A 21,094-nucleotide genomic window follows, 5' to 3' on the forward strand; every position below is an offset into this window, starting at 1 on the left:
AGTGCACCCGCTTGCCGTTTCCATTTTCGGTTGATTCTATCGCAACATATGTTTATCAATGTAAGAAGTGATCCGCTGAGTCCTACTGTTTATTCCGCCGAAATTCCTGATGAAGTTACAATAAGAGATGAATAAAAGAATGTGTTACAAACCTGATAACTCTTTTTTACAAGAGCAAAAGACTGGGTTTGAAGCGTTTGTATTTGAAAGAGTTCTAGATGGTAAAGGGGGACATAGGGTGATGATCTTTTTAAAGAAGGTGTCTCAGACTTTACTACAGATATTGATTATATATGGGGGTAAATAAGTTGAAAAACATTGAGATTCTAAATAAATACATTGAAGGGTTTTCCGATACTCTCCCTACGTGGTTAAAGTATTTAATTGAGGCAGAGGAGATACATCAAAACTATGAGAATGTACAAGTACTTGAAACATTAAAAACAGATGCGGTGTTGTACTATGTGCACCGTACGCTACAAGTGTTAGATGGACTGCCTTTAGATGAAGAAGCGTATCGTATTATTGAAAAGGTACTAACGTATAGTGAGCTTGCAAAGGTAGGGTCTTTAAAACAGCGGGAGCAATGGAAGAAAAACGGGATTAATCTATTCGTACATAACGAGGGTTCTGCTGATATTTTTAGTGATATTCAGTTTATTGGACGTGTAGAGACAAACTTAAATTCTACTGAGTATTTGTTTATTCGAGATTTAATTAGAACACATGGATTAATCGGGCAGTATATACGCGGGGAGGCTCGTTTGGACTCTCATGTTGATTTAATTAACACATATAAAGAAGAATACGGAGACGTTAGGTTAAAGGAGATTCTATACTATCTTAACCAATGCATTATTGAAGGCGTATCAAAAGCTTTGTGGAGTGAAGTGAAGAACGATGTGAAGATTACAATTGATGGCCTGTTTGATGGTTATATGGAGCCATTTACTTCTCGCATACATAGACTCACGCCAAAACATAAGGAGTCAGTATTTGAAAAAGATATAATTATGGGAAGCGAGAAGAGAGACGTTCAAATATTTTTATCTAATAAGGATTTGTGGTATGTAGAACCGTCTATGCATGCTCTTAGTTTTGAGGATATTTGGACAGTTTTTATTATGTTAAAGAACGAGATAGGATCTAGAAAAGTTCAGCATATACATTTCGAGAAATTGATGCAGCAGTTGCACTATGATTTCAAAGGCGAGAAAAAGGACAACGTGTATCGTAAGCGGGTTATTGAGAAATATCTACGGGAGTACCGTGAGAACGAGAAGCCGAATACAACGCATGTTTCTTTTAAGGCTAAAGTCGATGAAGATATGAAGACTGCGTATGTGTCGTTTCAGTTTTCCGCTGTAGGTGAGGCGTTAATTACCTTCTGTGTAGAGGCAGAAAAGATAGATATGATGCATGCTCGGGCAAATGTGCTGCTGTTTGATTTCTTCGGGTTACGTAAGGATGCATATGATAGATTCCATAACGAAGAAGTGTATCTGGAGCATATGAATAGTTCGGCTGATGATAAACGAATTATTCTTGATTATATAAGGGGAGATACGATTGTAGATGTCGGAGCCGGTGGTGGTGTCATGTTAGACATGATCGAAGAAGAGACCGAGGACAAACGAATCTATGGTATCGATATTTCTGAAAATGTGATTGATACGTTGAAAAAGAAGAAGCAGAACGAGGGGCGTTCTTGGGATGTCATTAAAGGGGATGCAATCAACTTAAGCAGCTCGTTTGAAAAAGAATCGGTTGATACGATTGTATATTCTTCTATTCTTCATGAGCTGTTCTCTTATATCGAGTATGAAGGTAAGAAATTCAATCATGAAGTAATTAAAAAGGGGCTAAAGAGTGCTTACGAAGTGTTAAAGCCAGGAGGTCGTATTATCGTTCGTGATGGCATCATGACCGAAGATAAAACGTTAATGCGTGTGATTCGTTTTAAAGATGCAGGCGGAATGAAGTTCTTAGAGCAGTATGTCCGTGAATTTAAGGGACGTATAATCCAGTATGAGGTACTTGCAGACGATACAGTCAAAATGCCTGTTAACGATGCAATGGAGTTCTTATATACGTATACATGGGGCGAGGATTCCTTCGTTCATGAGGTGCAAGAGCAGTTTGGAATATTTACGCCAAACGAATATAAGGATTTCGTAAAGGGTATCTTTGGAGATAAAATAAACATCGTTCAAGCTATGAACTATTTACAGGATGGATATACACAACATCTTAGCGAGAAAATCGAGTTTAAAGATGAGTCTGGGAGTGCTGTTGCGCTACCGGATAGTACGTTTTTTATAGTTTTAGAAAAGAGGTAATGATGTTGAAAAACTTTAAGAATCTTTAGCTAAAGGGCGTGTTCTCTTAATTTTATACTGAGAAACAAGTCAGTTATTAAAAAATCAGGTAATTCAATATCAGGGTGTATTGATAAATGGAAATATAGGGCGAAATGATGAGCTTGGGCGTGCTCCAAAAGGGGTGAATGATGGAAACGGTTTTGTATTTATTTCTCATATTGGAGATGTATATCCAAGTGGGTTATTGCCGATTAAAACCGGGAATATTAGAACAAAATCGCTAGCTGAAATCTATCGAAACTCCCCTGTTTTTCAAAACCTTCGTAATCCTGACAATTATAAAGGAAAATGTGGTGTTTGTGAGTTTCGATATGTTTGTGGGGGATCTCGTTCTAGAACATATGCAATAACGGGAGATTATATGGAAAGCGAACCTTTCTGTGTATACATTCCAAAAGCATTGCGAAAACAGAAAAAGAACGTAAAAAAGGGATATGAGTAAGAATATGCTCATGCCCCTTTTTAAAATTATATAATTTATTGTACTTCGCATCAGTCGTATGATGATCTAAGAAATGAATAACACTCGGTTTCCCATCTTTCGTTAAAGATCCACTATCCTGATTTATTATGCTGAAACGAGTTTTTACGCATAATTTCTATTAAACCGATTTTAATAAAGAATAAAAATTCGTGTCATAGGGGATATCATCTTGATACATATAATTTTTTAGAACGCCTTCTTTTTCAAATCCTAATTTTAATAGCACTTTATTTGAAGCTTCATTTTCAAGAAATACAATTGCCCCAATACGCTTTAAGTGAATGGTATGGAAACCGTATGATATAACCTCAGAAACAGCTTCAGTCGCATATCCTTTTCCCCAGTATTCAGGGAAAAAGGCATAACTTAAATTGGCCCGTTTATGCTCAGAAGACCAATCGTGAAAACCGATGGTACCAATGAGTTCTTTCTTGTTTTTTAATTCAATTCCCCACTTTATACCGCTTCTTGCATTGTAACTCAGTTTAAAGTTATGAATGACTTGTTTCACTTGATCAACATCTTGTAATGGTTTTTGGCCATAATAGCGCAGTACGTCAGTATTAGAGAAGCATTGTAGTATACTCGGTGCATCTTCTTCGGTAAGTTCTCTTAAAATGAGTCGGTCGGTTTTCAATATAGGAAACATGCTTTCACTCCATTTCTTTTGAAACTAGAATGTATTGTTATTATATAATCTAGTCTGAAAATAAAGATTATTCAAGGGTAAAGTATGTTTTTGATTTGTGATAAAATTGATTGTGGAATATATTTCAAAAAGAGGTTTGTATATGGAGAAAAACTCAATTTTAATTGTAGATGATGATCAAGATATTGTTCGATTTGTTAACGCGAATTTAATGCAAGAAGGTTTTAAAGTTTTAAGTGCTCATAACGGAGAAGAGGCTTTAGAAATCATAAATAATAACAGTATTCAACTTGCTATTTTGGATATTATGATGCCAAAAATGGATGGGATAGAATTGTGCAGAAGGATTAGAGAGAAACATAGTTTACCAATTATGTTCTTAAGCGCAAAATCATCGGATGTAGATAAAGTAATTGGATTTAGTACTGGCGCAGATGATTATATTGTGAAACCGTTTAGTACAATTGAATTTATAGCGAGAGTGAAGGCTCAATTAAGAAGGTATACATATTTCAATCAAAATACTGTCCAAGTAATAGAAAAGAAAATAAACATTAGGGGTTTAGAAATAGATGAAGTGTCTAGAACAGTAATGTTATATGGAGAAACAATCAATCTTACGAAAACTGAATATGATATTTTGTACTTAATGGCAGCTGCAAAGAATCGTGTGTTCACTATTGAAGAAATATATGAAAGCGTTTGGAAAGAAAGAGCCTATGAAAGTAATAATACAGTAATGGTTCATATCGCAAGATTAAGAAATAAAATTGAAGAGAATCCAAAAGAACCGAAGTTTATACAGAATGTTTGGGGAGTCGGATATAAAATTGAAGATTAAATCATTACAAGGTATTAGAGCTAAGTTTTTTATCACATTCATATGTAGCATCTTATTAGCAACTGTAAGTATAATAGCGTTTCAAATTGTAATTGGAAATATATATAGTCATGTTACTGCGTTAGAAGAAAAATATTCACTTTTATATGTAATAGCTTTTTTAATTATTACTACAATATACTTTGCATTCATGACAAGAACAATGATGAAAAGGTTATCTGAAATAAATAAGAACGTGAAAGAAATAAGTAATGGTAATTTGGAGATACATATACCTATTTCAAAAAATGACGAGATTGGTGAATTAGCAGCGAATGTTAATAGAATGGCTAAAAGTTTAAAAGAGTCTATCGAAAATGAAAAAAAATCACAGGAAATGAAAACTGAAATGATTAGTAATATTTCTCATGACTTACGAACACCTGTAACATCTCTAATCGGTTACGCGGACCTGTTAGGAAGTCAGCTTCATACAAATAGAGAAGAATGTGAACAGTATGTAAGTATATTAAAGCGAAAAAGTTATGAATTAAAAAATCAAGTAGATGATTTATTAGATTATTGTCAAATAAATTATAGGGAGATTGAATTACATAAAAGTGTAGTAAATATGAAAGCGTTCAGTGAACAAATCATGATTGATTTTGTGCCACAACTAGATGATGCCGATATGAGCTTTCGTATTAAAGGTGATAACGAGTTACATGTGGAAATGGATGTGGCGCTTATGGTGAGGCTGTTCGAAAATGTAATTAGTAATAGTATTATGTACGGGAAAGACGGAAAGGAGCTTTTAATTCAAGTTTCTAAAAGCGACATGAATGTTGAAATAGAAATTAAAAATTTTGGACAATGCATTCCGAATGAGAATCTTCCTTACGTTTTTGAGAAGTTTTATCGTGGTGAAAAATCACGTAGCTCTCATACGGGTGGCAAAGGAATGGGACTTGCAATTGCGAGAAGTATAGCAGAGCTTCATAAAGGGGATATCACTGTGCGCAGTAACGAGAAAGAAACTGTTTTCACTATCGTTTTACCGCATTATAAAGAATTGTAAGAAAGTCGTAAGTATTTCTTTTATATGTCGTAATTTTCACTTCGTATCATGTAGAACAAAGATATGAGAGTGAGGATACATTATGTGGAAGAAGTATGTATTAGTAATTTTAGTTGCGTTTTTAATTATAAGTTGGAGTGTAGTTTATTTAGCTAAAGGTGTTATATCAGTCATTTTTTGGTGGAGTATACAAGTCTTTAGCATAGTATCACTCTTTATTTTGATAGGGGTAACGTTACTATTTGTGTGGAAAGGCATTTTCAGACAGCGAATAGATAGAGAGCTACTCTTCATCGTTCTTTTCTCTATAATTGGAGCTTGGCCCTTAGGGTGGTTTGCTAACATAGGGGGACTTGCTTACCCAGCAGATGTACATTCTATGAGTCCTAAGGTAGTCGTTCGTTTTCCTTTGAATGAACGAGCATTAATAGGTTGGGGCGGTGATCGGTTAGAAACAAACTATCACGTTATAAAACCAAATGAAAGGTGGGCATATGATATTCTCATTCCGCCTGCTGAAGTGAAAAGTCGTAAGTTAGGAGATTATGGAATATATGGAGCGAAAGTAATGGCACCAGCTTCTGGAACAGTTGTATCCATCAATAATGATGAAAAAGATGTAGTTCCGGGAGAGGATAATTTTGAGTCAATGGCGGGGAATCATATTTATTTGCAACTAGATGAATCAGGGACATTTTTGATTCTTGCCCATTTAAAAAAAGGATCAATTAAAGTGAGGGAAGGCCAACATGTAAATGAAGGAGATGTACTTGCTCAAGTTGGTAACTCAGGAAGTTCAAGTGAGCCGCATTTACATATTCATCATCAAAGGCAGGATCCATCCAAGGTGAGCATATTTCTTTCGGAAGGATTACCACTTTACTTTCGAACTGAAAAAGGTACGATAATGCCAGAAAGAGGTACATACATAAGTGGTAATGAAAAAAGGTATTCCAGTTTTATTGGAATACCTTTTCTCATTACCCTACAAATGTTTGATAAAGTAAGAAAATATTTAAAATGATAACAAGTGCAGCGATGATCCAAGCGATAAAGGTTGTTATGCGGTGATTAACGAGCGCACCCATAATTTTTTTATTGCTTGTAAACATAATAAGTGGCACTAATGCAAAAGCAATACCGAATGATAAGACGACTTGGCTCATGACTAGTGCGTAAGTTGGATTTACACCTAAAGCGATAATAACTAATGGTGGAATCATTGTAATGAAACGTCGTAAATATAACGGAATATGCATTCGAATGAAACCTTGCATAATAATATCACCTGACATTGTACCGACAGACGAGCTAGATAGTCCTGCTGATAAGAGCCCAATTCCAAATAAAGCAGCTGATACAGGGCCGACTAAAGTACTGAACTGGTTAAAAGCAACATCGAGATCTTCGACATGTAAGCCGTTTTTAAAGAATAGTGCAGCCGCAACAATTAACATACTTGCATTAATTGCTCCAGCGATAACCATTGCGATAATGATATCAATAAACTCGAAACGGAAAATTTTTTTCTTTTGTTCATCAGTTGTTCCGACCACGCGGCGTTGTGTCAATGCAGAATGTAAATAGATTGCATGTGGCATAACTGTCGCACCTAATATCCCTGCTGCAAGTAATATACTGTCTACACCTTGGAATTTTGGAATAAATAGTCCTGAAAGAAGGGGACTTAATTCTGGTTTTGCATAAAAAACTTGAATCCCAAATGCTATTACTACGATAAAAATCATCCCTGTAATAATAGCTTCTAGTGGGCGAAATCCTCTGCGTTGAAACTCAAGAATAATAAATGATCCGACTGCTGTAATTAAAGCAGCTGGTAACATCGGAATTCCAAATAATAAATACAATCCGAGTGCTGCCCCGATAAATTCCGCTAAATCTGTAGCCATAATAACGAGTTCACCTTGAATCCATAAGCCAATAGACACAGGTTTTGGAAAGTGTTCGCGAGCAATTTCAGGTAAATTATTTCCCGTAGCAATTCCTAATTTAGCTGATAAAGTTTGAATTAATACTGCCATTAAGTTAGACGCGAATATAACCCATAATAGTAAATATCCATATTGTGAACCAGCTGCGATATTTGTAGCAAAGTTACCAGGGTCAATATAAGCTACGGATGCGATAAAAGCGGGTCCTAAAAACGGTAACAGTCTTTTCCACCCTTTCGTTTCTCCACTTAAAGCTAAGTGTGCTGATTGAACAGTTGTACTTTGAGAAGGGACTTGTTCATCTTTTGATATATCTTTATTCATAGTAGTTTTCCCCTTTGAAATGTTAACTTGATGAAATTATTGTAAGTATTCTTATTGTTTATTTCAATACATTTAAATGTATCAGATGATATTTTTATTTGAACACAAATGTTTCCTTAGTGCAAATTATATGCCTTGCTGCAATGGATGGTGTTGTGTTATAAAAAAATGGGAGTTTATGGTGTGATTACATGGGGAAACATAATGAATTAAAGGGCTAATTTTGAAATTTATGTGAACATAGAGCCTATATTACAGCATATTAATTGATGGAAATGAAATTGTATGATATATAATATATTGGGATTACAACATAACCATAGTGTTTTGTGATGTAATCTTGTTTTTATTTTCGTTAACTTATAGAAAAAATTGTAAATAGAAGAAAATAGGCTAAGTACAATTTAGTATGTATTTTCTTATTATATATGTTTTGATATGAACGTTAACTTATACATGATTTTAAAATTTAGATAGGTGGTAGAAATAAATTGGCAACTACAAAACCATATAGAGTATTACTATATTACATGTACACAACAATTGAAAATCCAGAAGAATTTGCTGAACAGCATTTAGAATTTTGTAAATCACTTGAGTTAAAAGGAAGAATTCTTGTAGCGACAGAAGGAATTAACGGAACTTGTTCTGGAACTGTTGAGCAAACAGAGAAATACATGGAAGCAATGAACAATGATCCACGTTTTGCTGGAATCGTTTTTAAAATTGATGAGGCAGATGAACATGCATTTAAGAAAATGCACGTACGCCCTCGTCCAGAGTTAGTTACACTTCGTCTAGAAGACGACATTAATCCGAAAGAAATAACTGGTAAATATTTAGAGCCAACAGAATTCTATGAGGCAATGAAACAAGAAGATACAGTTATCATTGATGCACGAAATGATTATGAGTTTGATCTAGGTCACTTTAAAGGTGCGATTAAACCGGATATTGAATCATTCCGTGAGTTGCCAGATTGGATTAGAGAAAACAAAGAAACACTTGAAGGTAAAAAGATTTTAACATACTGTACAGGCGGAATTCGTTGTGAGAAGTTTTCTGGTTGGTTAGTTCGTGAAGGTTACGAAGATGTAGGTCAGCTTCACGGCGGTATTGTAACGTACGGAAAAGACCCAGAAGTACAAGGTGAGCTTTGGGATGGACAATGTTACGTGTTCGATGAGCGTATCTCTGTACCAGTAAACCAAAAAGAGCATGTTATCGTTGGTAAAGACCACTTTACAGGTGAACCTTGTGAGCGCTATGTAAACTGTGCAAATCCAGAATGTAATAAGAAAATTTTATGTTCTGAAGAAAACGAAGCGAAACATTTACGTGCATGTTCTCATGAATGTCGTGTACACCCACGTAATCGTTATATCGTTCAACACGAATTAACTGAAGAGCAAGTAGCTGCTGCATTAGAGAAAATCGAAGCAGGGAAGTAAGCTAAATTATTGTAATAAAAAAGTACTCCAAATTTTATTTTGGAGTACTTTTTTTACTATGTGTTTTTTATCAGTTTTTGTCGGTAAGTCGATATATCTTAAAAATCGCTGATATAATTTGAGTTGCGCCGATATATTCGAAAAATCGCTGATAAAAATTTCATTTACTGAAGCGTACCACATATTTGTAATTTGAAAATAACTTTCTTTACTTCCTATCATCTTTCTCTTTAACAGCAGAAAGTACAGTTTGTTTTACCCATGATTTTCTTCGTTTATGTTGTAGACTCCATGGGTATAAACTTTGCGCACCTAAAATAAGTGAAATGACTATGCCGCTAATTGCTATTAAAAGCGCGAAAAATTCAAGTGGAGACGAGATTTTGTTTGAATCGGTGTTTCTTAAAAGATCAATCATAGTAAACCCTAACATTTGGCCTACTACAGAGTAGAGCGTTAAAATTAATAGTAAAAGGCTATCTTTTTTAGAAGCGACATTTTCTTGATATTTAAACAAACTATCAAGATTTTGTTTTGCATTCGAGTATAGTACTTCAATGTTAAATAGATTTCTTAAGCGGAAGAAAATATCTTCACTCTGTGATTGGGATACTAACTCTAAAGAGAAGTAATTTGCTGTAAATGAATTGATTGAATAAATTAATTTCTCTATTTCATTTGTATCTTGTTCAATGTTAAGTTCAGCATAAGCGTTTGCCATTTTTAATAAAACAACTTTATGAAATAGATTTAATAACAAAGCGTAATAAAACTCCCCGTACATTTGACTAGCAAGTTTAGCGATTGCTTGCTCACCTTCATTTGTTATACATGTAAAAATATGTTCTTCCATAACAAAGTAGCGATTAGGAGCCCATCTTTGATAAGAATGTTTTGTTAAATAATCTTGAATATAAGGGATGTTATTTGCGCTAATATACGGATTGCCATCGTCTGTTAATCCGGAAAGACTGGAAGTTCGGTATACATCGATTATATGAAGGTCTGACTCTTTATTCACGGATAATAAAGTTTGTACATACATTCTTTGGTCTTCAAAGAAAGGAAAGGTTTGAAAGTAAGAGCTCCGCAATCTCTTTTTCTCAAAGAAGTCTGTTACACCATGAAATAAATCACCGAATATAAGTTTTTCCACTTGTGAGTATTGTTTTCCGTTACATTCAATACAAATAGTCTCGTTTGTATCATTTTTAGTTTCAAGTACACGGAAGCGGGCGGCGAATTCGATTGCTTCTGATAATGTCATGTTTGGAGCGGTTTCTACTTCTGTCCGAATTGTTAAGAAGCCAAGCTCATAAGGGCAAAGTGTTACATCAATAGAATGAATCTTGAATGGAACAGAAATCAAATTTGTTGTTAAATGTCCAGTTAAGTTAAGGTCTTTAGAATAGCGTTGTAATCCTTTTTGATGCTCTGAGTGAGGAAATAGAATTTTATTTGTAAATGAAAGATAGTATGCTTCCATATTTTGATGTGAAACTTGAAACTTTCCGTAGTATGTATTTTCATTTTCAAGATGATCGAGTCGAAAAGGACGGAAATCATTTTTCTGTAAGAAAGGGAACATATTTTGTTCATATCCAGTTTTAAAAGAAAACGGGAATATAAATTGAAATATAGCTGTTGTCACATCTTTTTCCTCGATTGTTTGTATTGCCTCCATTTACATTGTTTCCTTTCCATATATGCTATAAAAACAACATACCCAAATTTATTTGAAAATAACCACTGTTTTATACTCGATTAAGAATGAAAATTCAGCTTATTTAGTAGGGGACATGTATAATGTTATGTATATTAAATGTTATAAAATTGTATTTTGAAAAGGGGGATGTTGTATGCGTATTTTAGTATTAGGAGCTGGTGGCGTCGGAGGCTTTTTTGGAGGTCGATTAGTCGAAAAAGGAGAAGATGTTACGTTTCTTGTCCGCAGTAAAAGAAAACAGCAATTAGAGGAAAGGGGACTTGTTATTCGTAGTGTTAACGGGGATTTTTCCTTCCAACCGAAATTAATAACGAAAGAAGATCGAACTTCTCCGTTTGACGTTATTTTATTTTCAACAAAAGCGTATCACTTAAACGAGGCGATTCAAGATTTGAAGCCGTTTGTAGGTGAAAATACTGTCATCATTCCATTGTTAAATGGTATTGCTCATTTATCACTATTACAAAAGGAATTCGGCGTGGAAAAAGTAATTGGCGGTTTATGCTTTATCGAGACGACGTTAAACGATCAAGGAGAGATTGTACAAACGAGTGTTGCCAACAGACTTGTATTTGGAGAAATGAAGTCTCAAGATTCAGAGAGAATAAAGCATATTTCTAAAGCATTTGCAGGTACGAAATCTAGTTTTGTTTTAAGTGAAAATATTATGCAAGATATGTGGCATAAATATTTATTTATTACTGTAATGTCGGGTGTGACGACATTAATGCGTGCAGCGATAGGACCGATTCGCGAAAGTGAAGGTGGACGCGATTTTATCCAAAACTTATTTGAAGAATGTGTGCAAATCATGAGATCTATGAAAGCTCCAGTTAAGGATGGAATTGCCCAAGAACATATGAAAAAAATTGATAAAATTTCGTATGATATGAAGTCATCGATGCAGCGTGATATGGAAAAAGGTTCGTTCGTTGAAGGCGAGCACATACAAGGATACTTACTAGATGTAGCGGAACAATTTTCTATAGAAGCACCATTATTAGGGGCAGTATATCAAAATTTGAAAGTGTATGAAGAAATGACCTTTAACAGATCAGCAATACAATTGGATGTATGAAAAAATAAAAAAGAAAGCAATATATAAGTGTATTGCTTTCTTTTTTATGACAAATTATTTATTTCTTTTCGTTCTATCTGTCAAATTTATTTCCTGTTCACGTTTACCGTATAATTGATTAATTTCATTTGCTAATGCATCTAAATAGGAATCGGAAAAAATAGGCTTCTTTTCTTTAGACATATGAGTCTCCTTTATCGATTTTTTAGTATTCATTATGTATATTTACCAGCGGATTATGCGCAATCATTTAAATTTTTTCTTTTTAAAAATTTTTGTTTACATTTTGAAAATAAAGGAGTATTATAATCCACAGTTTCAATTTTCTAAATCGCTGAAACCGCATGGTGCGGGGGACCCGTTCTTATGGATTAGTACTTAATCCAATGGGGTGAATCCTTGAAAAAGGTAGGGCTACTCATAGGCCCGAATCCGACAGCTAACCTCGTAAGCGTTATATTGAGAAGGAAGGTGGAGCTTGTGCGACAAAAAAAATAATGTCTACAAGTCTATTTCGTTATGGCTTGTAGACATTTTTTGTTTTCTGAAGAAATCGTTTACCCGCTGTAACTAGCAGAAAAGTTCGTACAAAATTATTGGAGAGTGGACAGCAGTGGTTTCATCAATCAAAAGGTTTTTAATTGGAAGGCCGTTAAAATCAACTGAGTTAGGAGAGCAAAAGCTTAATAAAACGAAGGCGTTAGCTATTTTATCTTCTGACGCATTGTCATCGGTCGCATACGGACCAGAGCAAATATTAATCGCACTAGCAGGCCTAGGAGCAGTAGCTTATTGGTATTCTATTCCTATCGCTGTTGGGGTATTAGTATTATTGACAGCCCTTATTTTATCTTATCGACAAATTATTTTTGCTTATCCGCACGGCGGGGGCGCATACGTAGTATCAAAAGAAAATTTAGGGATGAATCCAGGGCTAATAGCTGGAGGATCTTTATTAGTCGATTATATTTTAACTGTTGCAGTAAGTGTATCAGCAGGTACAGATGCGCTTACATCAGCTTTCCCTAGTTTACATGCACATAATGTAATCATTGCGATTATATTTGTTATATTGATTACTATTTTAAATTTAAGAGGGGTAACGGAATCAGCTTCCGTTTTAGCATATCCTGTTTATTTATTCGTTTTAGCACTATTTATATTAATTGGTGTAGGTATTTATAATATTATAACTGGTCAAGTTTCACCGACATTACATTCACCGATTGGAACACCAGTTGCAGGAATTAGTTTGTTTTTACTGTTACGAGCATTTGCTTCAGGAAGCTCTGCTTTAACGGGTGTTGAGGCAATATCTAACGCAATTCCAAACTTTAAGGATCCTGCACCTAACAATGCAGCGAAAACATTGCTCGCAATGGGTGCATTACTTGCAGTTTTATTTTCAGGAATTGTTTTCTTAGCTTATTATTACGGAATTAATCCAAGTAAGGAAGTAACAGTTGTTTCACAAATTGCTGAACAAACTTTTGGACGTAATTTCATGTACTATTTTATACAGGGTACAACTGCTTTAATATTAATTCTTGCTGCTAACACAGGGTATTCTGCATTCCCGCTATTAGCAGTTAACCTTGCAAAAGACAAATTCATACCGAGAATGTTTACGATTAGAGGAGACCGCCTAGGTTACTCAAACGGTATTATTATACTTGGAATTGCTTCGATTATTTTAATTGTAGCTTTCCAAGGGCAAACAGAACATTTAATTCCGTTATATGCAGTAGGCGTATTTATTCCGTTTACACTCTCTCAAACGGGGATGGTATTAAAATGGCTTCGTGAAAAACCTGAAGGATGGGCTTTGAGATTAACGGTCAATTTAATTGGTGCAGTCATTAGTTTTATTGTAATGAGTATGTTCTTTTTAACTAAGTTCGCACAAGTTTGGTCAATCCTTATTTTCTTACCTGCCATCATCTTCTTGTTCCATAGAATTAAGAAGCATTACGATGCAGTGGGTGATCAATTAAGTTTAAAAACTTGTGAGCCACTTGTTCCAATTGAGGGAAATGTAATTGTTGTTCCTGTAGCTGGTATGACGCATGTAGTAGAAAATTCATTGAACTATGCGAAGGCTCTTTCAGCAGATCAAGTTATTGCTGTATATGTTGCTTTTGACAGAGAAGAGGAAAAGAAATTTGAAGAGAAATGGAAGAAGTGGCAACCTGAAGTAAGGCTTGTTACCTTACATTCTCATTATAGAAGTATTATTCAGCCACTAACAAAGTTTATTGATACAGTACAATATAAAGCGAGTGAGTCAAATTACCGAGTTACTGTAGTTATACCACAGTTCATTCCGAAAAAAGGTTGGCATAACATTCTTCATAATCAGTCTAGTTTACTCATTCGTGCGTATTTACTCTATAAAAGAAATGTTGTTATTACGACAGTTCCATATCATTTGAAAAAGTAAGAAGATTTTTTAAGGATAGCTTTACGAAAGTGAAGCTATCCTTTTTGTGTATACACTATGCATAATTGCATACGGGTCTGGAAGATATATCAATATAATTTTTGTATCTATGAATAAGTAGAGGTTTTTGTTGTGATATATGGATATTTCAATTGAAAAAGTGAAGTGGATTATATTTTGAAATAAGGACAGGAAAGCTTGAAAATAAAGGGAATGAAAATACTTCTTTACGTTATATAAATAGCTGTGTTTAAATGACCTTACAGTACAAAACTTACATGAAAACAAAACGGAATTTCATATTTACGTACGTTATTTAGTTTAAAATGAATAATATTTTTATTTAATATATTCACTGTGTGAATGTGAGAATGGCTATAAAATAGAAATTTTATACAATATTATTCATACTAATCACATATGAAATGTTTTATAACAATAAGTAAGTACTGTAGCAATAAAAGTTGGGAGAGGTGGTTCGTACATGGATCGCGGTGAGAACGTTCTCTATTTTAACCATCTCAAACTATATGCAAGAAAATAGAATAATAAAATGCGATAGTAATAGTTGCTAATACATAGGAGGAGTTAAAGTGAAAAAGACTTTAATTACAGGGTTATTGGTTACAGCAGTATCTACGAGTTGTTTTATTCCTGTAAGCGCTTACGCTAAGGAAGGGCAAACAGAAGTGAAAACAGTATATGCACAAAATGTAATTGCTCCAAATACATTATCCAATTCAATTAGAATGTTAGGATCACAGTCACCGCTTATACAAGCATATGGACTAGTGATTTTACAGCAGCCAGACATTAAGGTGAATGCGATGAGTAGTTTGACGAATCATCAAAAGTTTGCAAAGGCAAATGTAAGAGAGTGGATTGATGAATATAATCCGAAGCTAATCGATTTAAATCAAGAGATGATGAGATATAGTACTAGATTTAATAGTTATTATAGTAAGCTCTATGAACTAGCAGGAAACGTCAATGAAGATGAACAGGCAAAAGCAGATTTTACAAATGCATATGGAAAATTACAATTGCAAGTACAAAGCATCCAAGAGAGTATGGAGCAAGATTTATTAGAGTTAAATCGATTTAAAACGGTATTAGACAAAGATAGTAGCAACTTATCACTTAAAGCTGATGAAGCAATAAAAACACTGCAAGGATCAAGTGGAGATATTGTGAAATTAAGAGAAGATATTAAAAGAATTCAAGGAGAAATCCAAGCGGAATTAACGACTATTTTGAATAGACCTCAAGAAATTATTAAAGGTTCTATTAATATCGGTAAACAAGTATTTACAATTACAAATCAAACTGCGCAAACGAAAACAATTGATTTCGTTTCTATCGGTACTTTAAGTAATGAAATTGTAAATGCTGCAGATAGTCAAACGAGAGAAGCAGCTCTTCGCATTCAGCAAAAGCAAAAAGAGCTACTACCACTTATTCAAAAGTTATCACAAACTGAAGCAGAGGCGACACAAATTACATTCGTTGAAGATCAAGTAAGTAGCTTTACAGAACTAATCGATCGTCAAATTACAACTTTAGAAACGTTATTAACGGATTGGAAAGTTTTAAACAATAATATGATCCAAATTCAAAAGAATGTTGAAGAAGGCACATATACAGATAGTAGTTTACTTCAAAAACATTTCAATCAAATTAAAAAAGTAAGTGATGAAATGAATAAACAAACGAATCAATTTGAAGATTACGTTACAAACGTTGAAGTACATTAAAAATAAGTAACGATATAGGGAGAGAAGAAAAATGACAAAAAAACCTTATAAAGTAATGGCTCTATCAGCACTTATGGCAGTATTTGCAGCAGGAAATATCATGCCAGCTCATACGTATGCAGCTGAAAGTACAGTGAAACAAGCTCCAATTCATGCGGTAGCAAAAGCTTATAATGACTATGAAGAATACTCATTAGGACCAGAAGGCCTAAAAGATGCAATGGAAAGAACAGGTTCAAACGCTTTAGTAATGGATCTGTACGCTTTAACAATTATTAAACAAGGGAATGTTAACTTTGGTAATGTATCCTCTGTTGATACGGCTTTAAAAGGGAAAGTAATTCAGCACCAGGATACAGCTAGAGGAAATGCGAAACAATGGTTAGATGTATTAAAGCCGCAGCTTATTTCAACGAATCAAAATATCATTAACTACAATACGAAATTCCAAAACTATTATGATACGTTAGTTGCTGCGGTGGATTCGAAGGATAAAGCGACTCTTACGAAAGGGTTAACTAGATTATCAAGTAGTATTAATGAAAATAAAGCGCAAGTAGATCAGTTAGTAGAAGACTTAAAAAAATTCCGAAACAAAATGACGTCCGATACGCAAAACTTTAAAGGTGATGCAAATCAAATTACATCTATATTAGCTAGTCAAGATGCTGGAATTCCGCTTCTGCAAAATCAAATTACAACGTACAATGAAGCAATTAGTAAATATAATGCAATTATTATCGGTTCATCTGTTGCAACAGCACTAGGACCAATTGCAATTATCGGTGGTGCAGTAGTTATTGCTACAGGTGCAGGAACGCCGCTAGGAGTCGCATTAATTGCAGGTGGTGCCGCAGCTGTAGGCGGTGGTACAGCTGGAATCGTATTAGCGAAGAAAGAACTTGATAATGCACAAGCTGAAATTCAAAAAATAACAGGACAAGTTACAACTGCTCAATTAGAAGTAGCTGGGTTAACGAACATTAAAACACAAACGGAGTATTTAACAAATACAATTGATACTGCAATTACAGCGTTGCAAAACATTTCAAACCAATGGTACACAATGGGATCAAAATACAATTCTTTACTTCAAAATGTAGATTCAATTAGTCCAAACGACCTTGTTTTCATTAAAGAAGATTTAAACATTGCGAAAGATAGCTGGAAAAACATTAAAGACTATGCAGAAAAGATTTATGCTGAAGATATTAAAGTAGTAGATACGAAAAAAGCATAATCGGATACGAATCGTTAGAGCGTTAAGTATTGATGAGTGATTTGAAGCTCCTGTTCAGTTGTGAGCAGGAGCTTTTTATACCCTTATAAAGAAAATAGGTGAAAAGTATGCAGAAACGATTTTATAAAAAATGTCTTTTAACGTTAATGATTGCTGGAGTGGCAACGAGTAACGCATTTCCTTTACATCCTTTTGCAGCAGAACAAAACGTAAAAACATTGCAAGAAAGTGCGGAAAATTATTCGCTAGGGCCAGCTGGATTCCAAGATGTTATGGCGCAAACGACATCGAGCATATTTGCAATGGATTCATATGCAAAATTAATTCAAAATCAGCAAGAGACTGATTTGAGTAAAATAAGTTCCATTAATAGTGAGTTTAAAGGAAATATGATTCAGCACCAAAGAGATGCAAAAATTAACGCAGCGTATTGGTTAAATTATATGAAGCCTCAAATTATGAAAACAGATCAAAATATTATTAATTACAATAATACTTTTCAAGCGTATTATAATAGCATGCTAGTAGCGATTGAACAAAAGGATAGTGGAAAATTAAAAGCGGATTTAGAAAAGTTGTATGCGGATATTGTAAAGAATCAAAATGAGGTAGATGTATTATTAGGGGATTTGAAAGCTTTTCGCGATAGAATGGCGAAAGACACAAATAGTTTTAAAGAGGATACAAATCAATTAACAGCAATTTTAGCAAGTACGAATGCTGGCATTCCAGCTCTAGAGCAACAAATAAATACATATAACGATTCAATCAAAAAGAGTAATGATATGGTCATTGCTGGTGGCGTACTTTGCGTAGCACTAATAACATGTCTTGCTGGCGGACCGATGATTGCGATTGCAAAAAAAGATATCGCAAATGCAGAAAGAGAAATCTCCAATTTAAAAGATAGAATTTCTGGCGCACAAGCTGAAGTGGCAATATTGACAGATGTAAAAAATAAAACAACAAATATGACTGAAACAATTGATGCAGCAATTACAGCATTGCAAAATATATCAAATCAATGGTATACAGTAGGGGCAAAGTATAATAATTTACTGCAAAACGTAAAAGGAATCAGCCCTGAAGAATTTACCTTCATAAAAGAAGATTTACATACAGCGAAAGATAGCTGGAAAGATGTAAAAGATTATACAGAAAAATTACATGAAGGCGTGGCGAAGTAAACAGTGGACTAGTTCCGCTGTTTATTTTTTTATCCTGTTTTTTGTGAGAGTTGGACTTGTAATTTGATATATAAATTTTCTGTGTTTTTTATCTATGTTATTAATAACATTTAGACAAATTGATACTAATAACATAGATGAATTTCTGATGGGGTACCATCAGAAAAATGGGGATTTACAACGCTAAGTCCATTTTTAAGCCGATCCCCTCACTTTTAACCATGTTAAGAAAGTTTCAATGGTCTTAAAGAATGTAACGAGATCATTTTTTGAATTAAAATGGTATTCTCCAAGTAAATTAAAGAGTAATTATTAAACAAAGTAAAGGTAGAAGTTGAAATAAGTAAATTGTTTTCAATCTTATAAAATATATTATTTTTGTATAAAAATAATATATTTTATAGCTCTTTTTTATTATTAGTGTAATACCCTAATCATTTGCAGCAGAATAGGGAAAAAAGATACCCTAAGGTGCCTTCCTCCGAATTGATATTAACCATGTTAAATGCTTGCCGGTGCATCGATTGAAACATTGATAGTAGTAGGACTTCCGAAAATAGAGATTTTTACAGCATCAACTACTATCTCATTGCTATCTTTATTTGATTCATTTCCTTCAACCATTCTATCTAGTTTGTCTGACCATGTTAACCCTGTAGCTTTTATCATGGCTTTAACAGTGTCTAGGTCTGGAGCGCCATTATATAAAATACTGTTAATTGTTTTATCATCTCTTCTCAGGCTCACACTAACCCATTTAGCTTCTGATGTACTATCTTCAGCTTTTGTGTAATAAAAACGATGAGTTTCAGTGCTTTCTTCATATTCAAGATTAAAAGGTAGTATTTGAATACCTTGATTAACTGAATCGTCTTTAATATTGTTGTAGTTTTGCAGATATTGATCTGTAGTCATATCCTGAAATGCTAATTTCCCTTTTGGTTTTGTTTCATCCTTTTTGTATGTAGGTTCAGATGACTTTGATTCAGTTGTAGTTTTCTCATCTGGGTTACAAGCAACCATCCCCATAAGTAATGCGCTAAAAGTTAATGCTGTAAGTAATTTTTTTTCATTATTATGCTCCTTCGTTTACAGATGACTTTCAACCAGCTTTTTAGCTTCCTTGTGAAAAATACGGCGTTTTCTTCTCTTGTTACTTCTAATTTAATTCTTTTTGTACCCGATTTACTAATCAATTCGAAGTGAATATAACCGTTAGTTAGTGACTTAGGTTTCTTAAATTTGATTTTCTTAATATCCTGGTATTATATCTCTACAATCCTCTTGCTAATGTCCAACACTTCTGAAGATTTGAAAGCGATTTGTTCATTATCGACGATTAAAACCCAGTTATAAGTCCTGAATTATTTCATCTTTATATCTCTCAAATAAAATATTTAAAGTAAGTATAACAAATTAAGGTCATCCATTTTGTTATACATTTTTCCTTTGTAAAGCGTAAAAAAGTAATGAATAGAACGATTGGATTATAAGAAGGCAATATCCAAAGTAATGTGAGATGCGTATGTTAATAATTTTTAATTTGAAAGTCTAGTTGCATCTTACGTTAAGGACGTTCTTTTGCAGTTATAACTATCTTGTTAGAAAATAGGGTCTAAGCTTCAGATGACAAGAATGGAAGTCATTCAAATAGAAACGAATCCTGTAATAAAACATTTAGTCAAAAAAGTGAATTCCAGTATGAGTTCTGATGTCTGTACTAAAAGTAAAAATCATAAAATCCGTTTAAGAAATTATGTGTAAAAGGAATAAACGGTGGTTATCCGACATGTCCTATCTGCTACAGCACAGAATAAGAAAAACCTATCATTGAATCAGAAAATGAACGATTGAAGAAAAAATGATAACAGTTTGCTCAATATGCTACGTTAATCCGACTGTTAGAAGGATTGAAATGAAAATATTGTTCGATTTAATAAAAGTGGTTGGCAAGCATTATGGATATCGAAAAAATATAGGGGAAGTACATTAGAAAATAGCAGATGGGGAATTCGGTATAGAAATCGATGTACTTGAAAAAATAGAAGTGCATTTAGTAAGACAGCCAACAGGTTAAAAGATTGGACTTTCTGATAAATGATTGTTATATACCTTTAACAAACTACATTTAAGCATTGCTCGCCATAACAACTTAGCTTTTTCAGTAGCTTAGATATTAGAACGTAATTTCGAGGTTGTAATAAGAAAGGGTGACGATTACGCGTGTAACGGAACAGGGGTAACTCAAAACGGTATTGGAGTGGATAGTAGGTATCCATTGGGATCATGTGCTTGCGAAGCAGGTGGTCGCCAGTCCCATAGAAGACGAGTACATGAAGAAATCGCTGCATTAACCATGGGGCAGGCAGATAAGAAGAAAATTATATCTCGTTCAATGGGGTTAGGGACATGAAACAACTAACACTGAAAGGTAATTAAACAAAAGCTTTATTTGAATTAGTTTTATTAATAAAAAAGAGCCGTATTACGGATCTTCTTAAAAAATTTATTAATCATTTGTTTTCTAACT

16 protein-coding genes, 1 pseudogene and 1 riboswitch are annotated in these 21,094 nt (G+C 34.0%); of the genes and pseudogenes, 12 read left to right on the plus strand and 5 right to left on the minus strand.

Going from position 1 to position 21,094, the window contains the following annotated elements:
* Positions 1-293 precede the first annotated feature (293 nt).
* Together ACU8YW_RS09180 and ACU8YW_RS09185 are read left to right on the plus strand one after the other, a co-directional pair.
* Complete coding sequence (locus ACU8YW_RS09180; RefSeq protein WP_098117719.1) at positions 294-2,339, plus strand: class I SAM-dependent methyltransferase; 2,046 nt, start codon at positions 294-296, stop codon at positions 2,337-2,339.
* A gap of 79 nt (positions 2,340-2,418) precedes the next feature.
* Positions 2,419-2,823 (plus strand): annotated as a pseudogene (locus ACU8YW_RS09185) (SPASM domain-containing protein); the annotation flags it as partial.
* A gap of 160 nt (positions 2,824-2,983) precedes the next feature.
* Here ACU8YW_RS09185 and ACU8YW_RS09190 read toward each other — a convergent pair.
* Positions 2,984-3,514 carry a GNAT family N-acetyltransferase gene (locus tag ACU8YW_RS09190; RefSeq protein WP_087983009.1) on the minus strand — a complete coding sequence of 177 codons (531 nt, stop codon included), beginning with the start codon at positions 3,512-3,514 and terminating at the stop codon, positions 2,984-2,986.
* Between the two features lie 142 nt (positions 3,515-3,656).
* Between ACU8YW_RS09190 and ACU8YW_RS09195 the strand changes: the two genes are divergently transcribed.
* The 3 genes from ACU8YW_RS09195 to ACU8YW_RS09205 all read left to right on the plus strand — a co-directional run bounded on the left by ACU8YW_RS09195 (position 3,657) and on the right by ACU8YW_RS09205 (position 6,436).
* A complete protein-coding gene (locus ACU8YW_RS09195; protein WP_088063004.1) occupies positions 3,657-4,355 on the plus strand; it encodes a response regulator transcription factor in 699 nt (232 codons plus the stop codon).
* Positions 4,345-5,412 carry a sensor histidine kinase gene (locus tag ACU8YW_RS09200; RefSeq protein WP_141542721.1) on the plus strand — a complete coding sequence of 356 codons (1,068 nt, stop codon included), beginning with the start codon at positions 4,345-4,347 and terminating at the stop codon, positions 5,410-5,412. Before ACU8YW_RS09195 ends, ACU8YW_RS09200 begins: the two co-directional genes overlap by 11 nt.
* An 82-nt stretch (positions 5,413-5,494) precedes the next feature.
* Positions 5,495-6,436, plus strand: coding sequence for a M23 family metallopeptidase (locus ACU8YW_RS09205; RefSeq protein ID WP_088063006.1), 942 nt, complete (start codon positions 5,495-5,497; stop codon positions 6,434-6,436).
* Here ACU8YW_RS09205 and ACU8YW_RS09210 read toward each other — a convergent pair.
* Complete coding sequence (locus tag ACU8YW_RS09210; RefSeq protein ID WP_001030662.1) at positions 6,393-7,688, minus strand: Nramp family divalent metal transporter; 1,296 nt, start codon at positions 7,686-7,688, stop codon at positions 6,393-6,395. The two genes, ACU8YW_RS09205 and ACU8YW_RS09210, sit on opposite strands and share 44 nt — an antisense overlap.
* A 491-nt stretch (positions 7,689-8,179) precedes the next feature.
* Between ACU8YW_RS09210 and trhO the strand changes: the two genes are divergently transcribed.
* The gene (gene trhO / locus ACU8YW_RS09215) at positions 8,180-9,139 is read left to right on the plus strand and encodes an oxygen-dependent tRNA uridine(34) hydroxylase TrhO (protein ID WP_000246241.1); all 960 of its coding nucleotides are present in this window, start codon (positions 8,180-8,182) and stop codon (positions 9,137-9,139) included.
* Positions 9,140-9,347: 208 nt separating this feature from the next.
* On the opposite strand, the gene ACU8YW_RS09220 is transcribed toward trhO, so the two are convergent.
* Positions 9,348-10,823 carry a hypothetical protein gene (locus tag ACU8YW_RS09220; protein WP_426933765.1) on the minus strand — a complete coding sequence of 492 codons (1,476 nt, stop codon included), beginning with the start codon at positions 10,821-10,823 and terminating at the stop codon, positions 9,348-9,350.
* A gap of 175 nt (positions 10,824-10,998) precedes the next feature.
* On the opposite strand from ACU8YW_RS09220, the gene panE reads away from it, so the two are divergent.
* Positions 10,999-11,943: a 2-dehydropantoate 2-reductase gene (gene panE, locus ACU8YW_RS09225; RefSeq protein WP_088063009.1), complete on the plus strand. Its 945-nt coding sequence runs from the start codon at positions 10,999-11,001 to the stop codon at positions 11,941-11,943.
* Positions 11,944-11,997: 54 nt separating this feature from the next.
* On the opposite strand, the gene ACU8YW_RS09230 is transcribed toward panE, so the two are convergent.
* Positions 11,998-12,126 carry a hypothetical protein gene (locus tag ACU8YW_RS09230; RefSeq protein ID WP_000031869.1) on the minus strand — a complete coding sequence of 43 codons (129 nt, stop codon included), beginning with the start codon at positions 12,124-12,126 and terminating at the stop codon, positions 11,998-12,000.
* A 139-nt stretch (positions 12,127-12,265) separates the two neighbouring features.
* Positions 12,266-12,412, plus strand: a riboswitch (cyclic di-AMP (ydaO/yuaA leader).
* A 144-nt stretch (positions 12,413-12,556) separates the two neighbouring features.
* Here ACU8YW_RS09230 and kimA point away from each other — a divergent pair.
* From kimA to nheC, 4 genes are all read left to right on the plus strand, one after another.
* Positions 12,557-14,383: a potassium transporter KimA gene (gene kimA / locus ACU8YW_RS09235; RefSeq protein ID WP_088082839.1), complete on the plus strand. Its 1,827-nt coding sequence runs from the start codon at positions 12,557-12,559 to the stop codon at positions 14,381-14,383.
* Between the two features lie 593 nt (positions 14,384-14,976).
* The gene (gene nheA / locus ACU8YW_RS09240; RefSeq protein ID WP_046959101.1) at positions 14,977-16,137 is read left to right on the plus strand and encodes a non-hemolytic enterotoxin NHE subunit A; all 1,161 of its coding nucleotides are present in this window, start codon (positions 14,977-14,979) and stop codon (positions 16,135-16,137) included.
* Between the two features lie 31 nt (positions 16,138-16,168).
* A complete protein-coding gene (nheB, locus tag ACU8YW_RS09245; RefSeq protein WP_087982994.1) occupies positions 16,169-17,377 on the plus strand; it encodes a non-hemolytic enterotoxin NHE subunit B in 1,209 nt (402 codons plus the stop codon).
* Between the two features lie 107 nt (positions 17,378-17,484).
* The gene (nheC, locus tag ACU8YW_RS09250) at positions 17,485-18,564 is read left to right on the plus strand and encodes a non-hemolytic enterotoxin NHE subunit C (protein ID WP_061673168.1); all 1,080 of its coding nucleotides are present in this window, start codon (positions 17,485-17,487) and stop codon (positions 18,562-18,564) included.
* Between the two features lie 501 nt (positions 18,565-19,065).
* On the opposite strand, the gene ACU8YW_RS09255 is transcribed toward nheC, so the two are convergent.
* Positions 19,066-19,593, minus strand: a complete 528-nt coding sequence (locus ACU8YW_RS09255) for a hypothetical protein (RefSeq protein WP_088063012.1) — start codon at positions 19,591-19,593, stop codon at positions 19,066-19,068.
* A 1,249-nt stretch (positions 19,594-20,842) separates the two neighbouring features.
* On the opposite strand from ACU8YW_RS09255, the gene ACU8YW_RS09260 reads away from it, so the two are divergent.
* Positions 20,843-20,977: a hypothetical protein gene (locus ACU8YW_RS09260; RefSeq protein ID WP_255288423.1), complete on the plus strand. Its 135-nt coding sequence runs from the start codon at positions 20,843-20,845 to the stop codon at positions 20,975-20,977.
* The last annotated feature ends 117 nt before the right edge of the window (positions 20,978-21,094 follow it).

The organism is Bacillus pretiosus (assembly GCF_052947655.1).

What these genes read in the sequence shown, in the direction of transcription:
- ACU8YW_RS09180 (WP_098117719.1), top strand. Translation starts at nt 294, where the DNA reads ATGGGGGTAAATAAGTTGAAAAACATTGAGATTCTAAATAAATACATT.
- ACU8YW_RS09190 (WP_087983009.1), bottom strand. Translation starts at nt 3,514, where the DNA reads ATGTTTCCTATATTGAAAACCGACCGACTCATTTTAAGAGAACTTACC.
- ACU8YW_RS09195 (WP_088063004.1), top strand. Translation starts at nt 3,657, where the DNA reads ATGGAGAAAAACTCAATTTTAATTGTAGATGATGATCAAGATATTGTT.
- ACU8YW_RS09205 (WP_088063006.1), top strand. Translation starts at nt 5,495, where the DNA reads ATGTGGAAGAAGTATGTATTAGTAATTTTAGTTGCGTTTTTAATTATA.
- ACU8YW_RS09210 (WP_001030662.1), bottom strand. Translation starts at nt 7,688, where the DNA reads ATGAATAAAGATATATCAAAAGATGAACAAGTCCCTTCTCAAAGTACA.
- ACU8YW_RS09220 (WP_426933765.1), bottom strand. Translation starts at nt 10,823, where the DNA reads ATGGAGGCAATACAAACAATCGAGGAAAAAGATGTGACAACAGCTATA.
- panE (WP_088063009.1), top strand. Translation starts at nt 10,999, where the DNA reads ATGCGTATTTTAGTATTAGGAGCTGGTGGCGTCGGAGGCTTTTTTGGA.
- ACU8YW_RS09230 (WP_000031869.1), bottom strand. Translation starts at nt 12,126, where the DNA reads ATGTCTAAAGAAAAGAAGCCTATTTTTTCCGATTCCTATTTAGATGCA.
- nheB (WP_087982994.1), top strand. Translation starts at nt 16,169, where the DNA reads ATGACAAAAAAACCTTATAAAGTAATGGCTCTATCAGCACTTATGGCA.
- nheC (WP_061673168.1), top strand. Translation starts at nt 17,485, where the DNA reads ATGCAGAAACGATTTTATAAAAAATGTCTTTTAACGTTAATGATTGCT.
- ACU8YW_RS09255 (WP_088063012.1), bottom strand. Translation starts at nt 19,593, where the DNA reads ATGGGGATGGTTGCTTGTAACCCAGATGAGAAAACTACAACTGAATCA.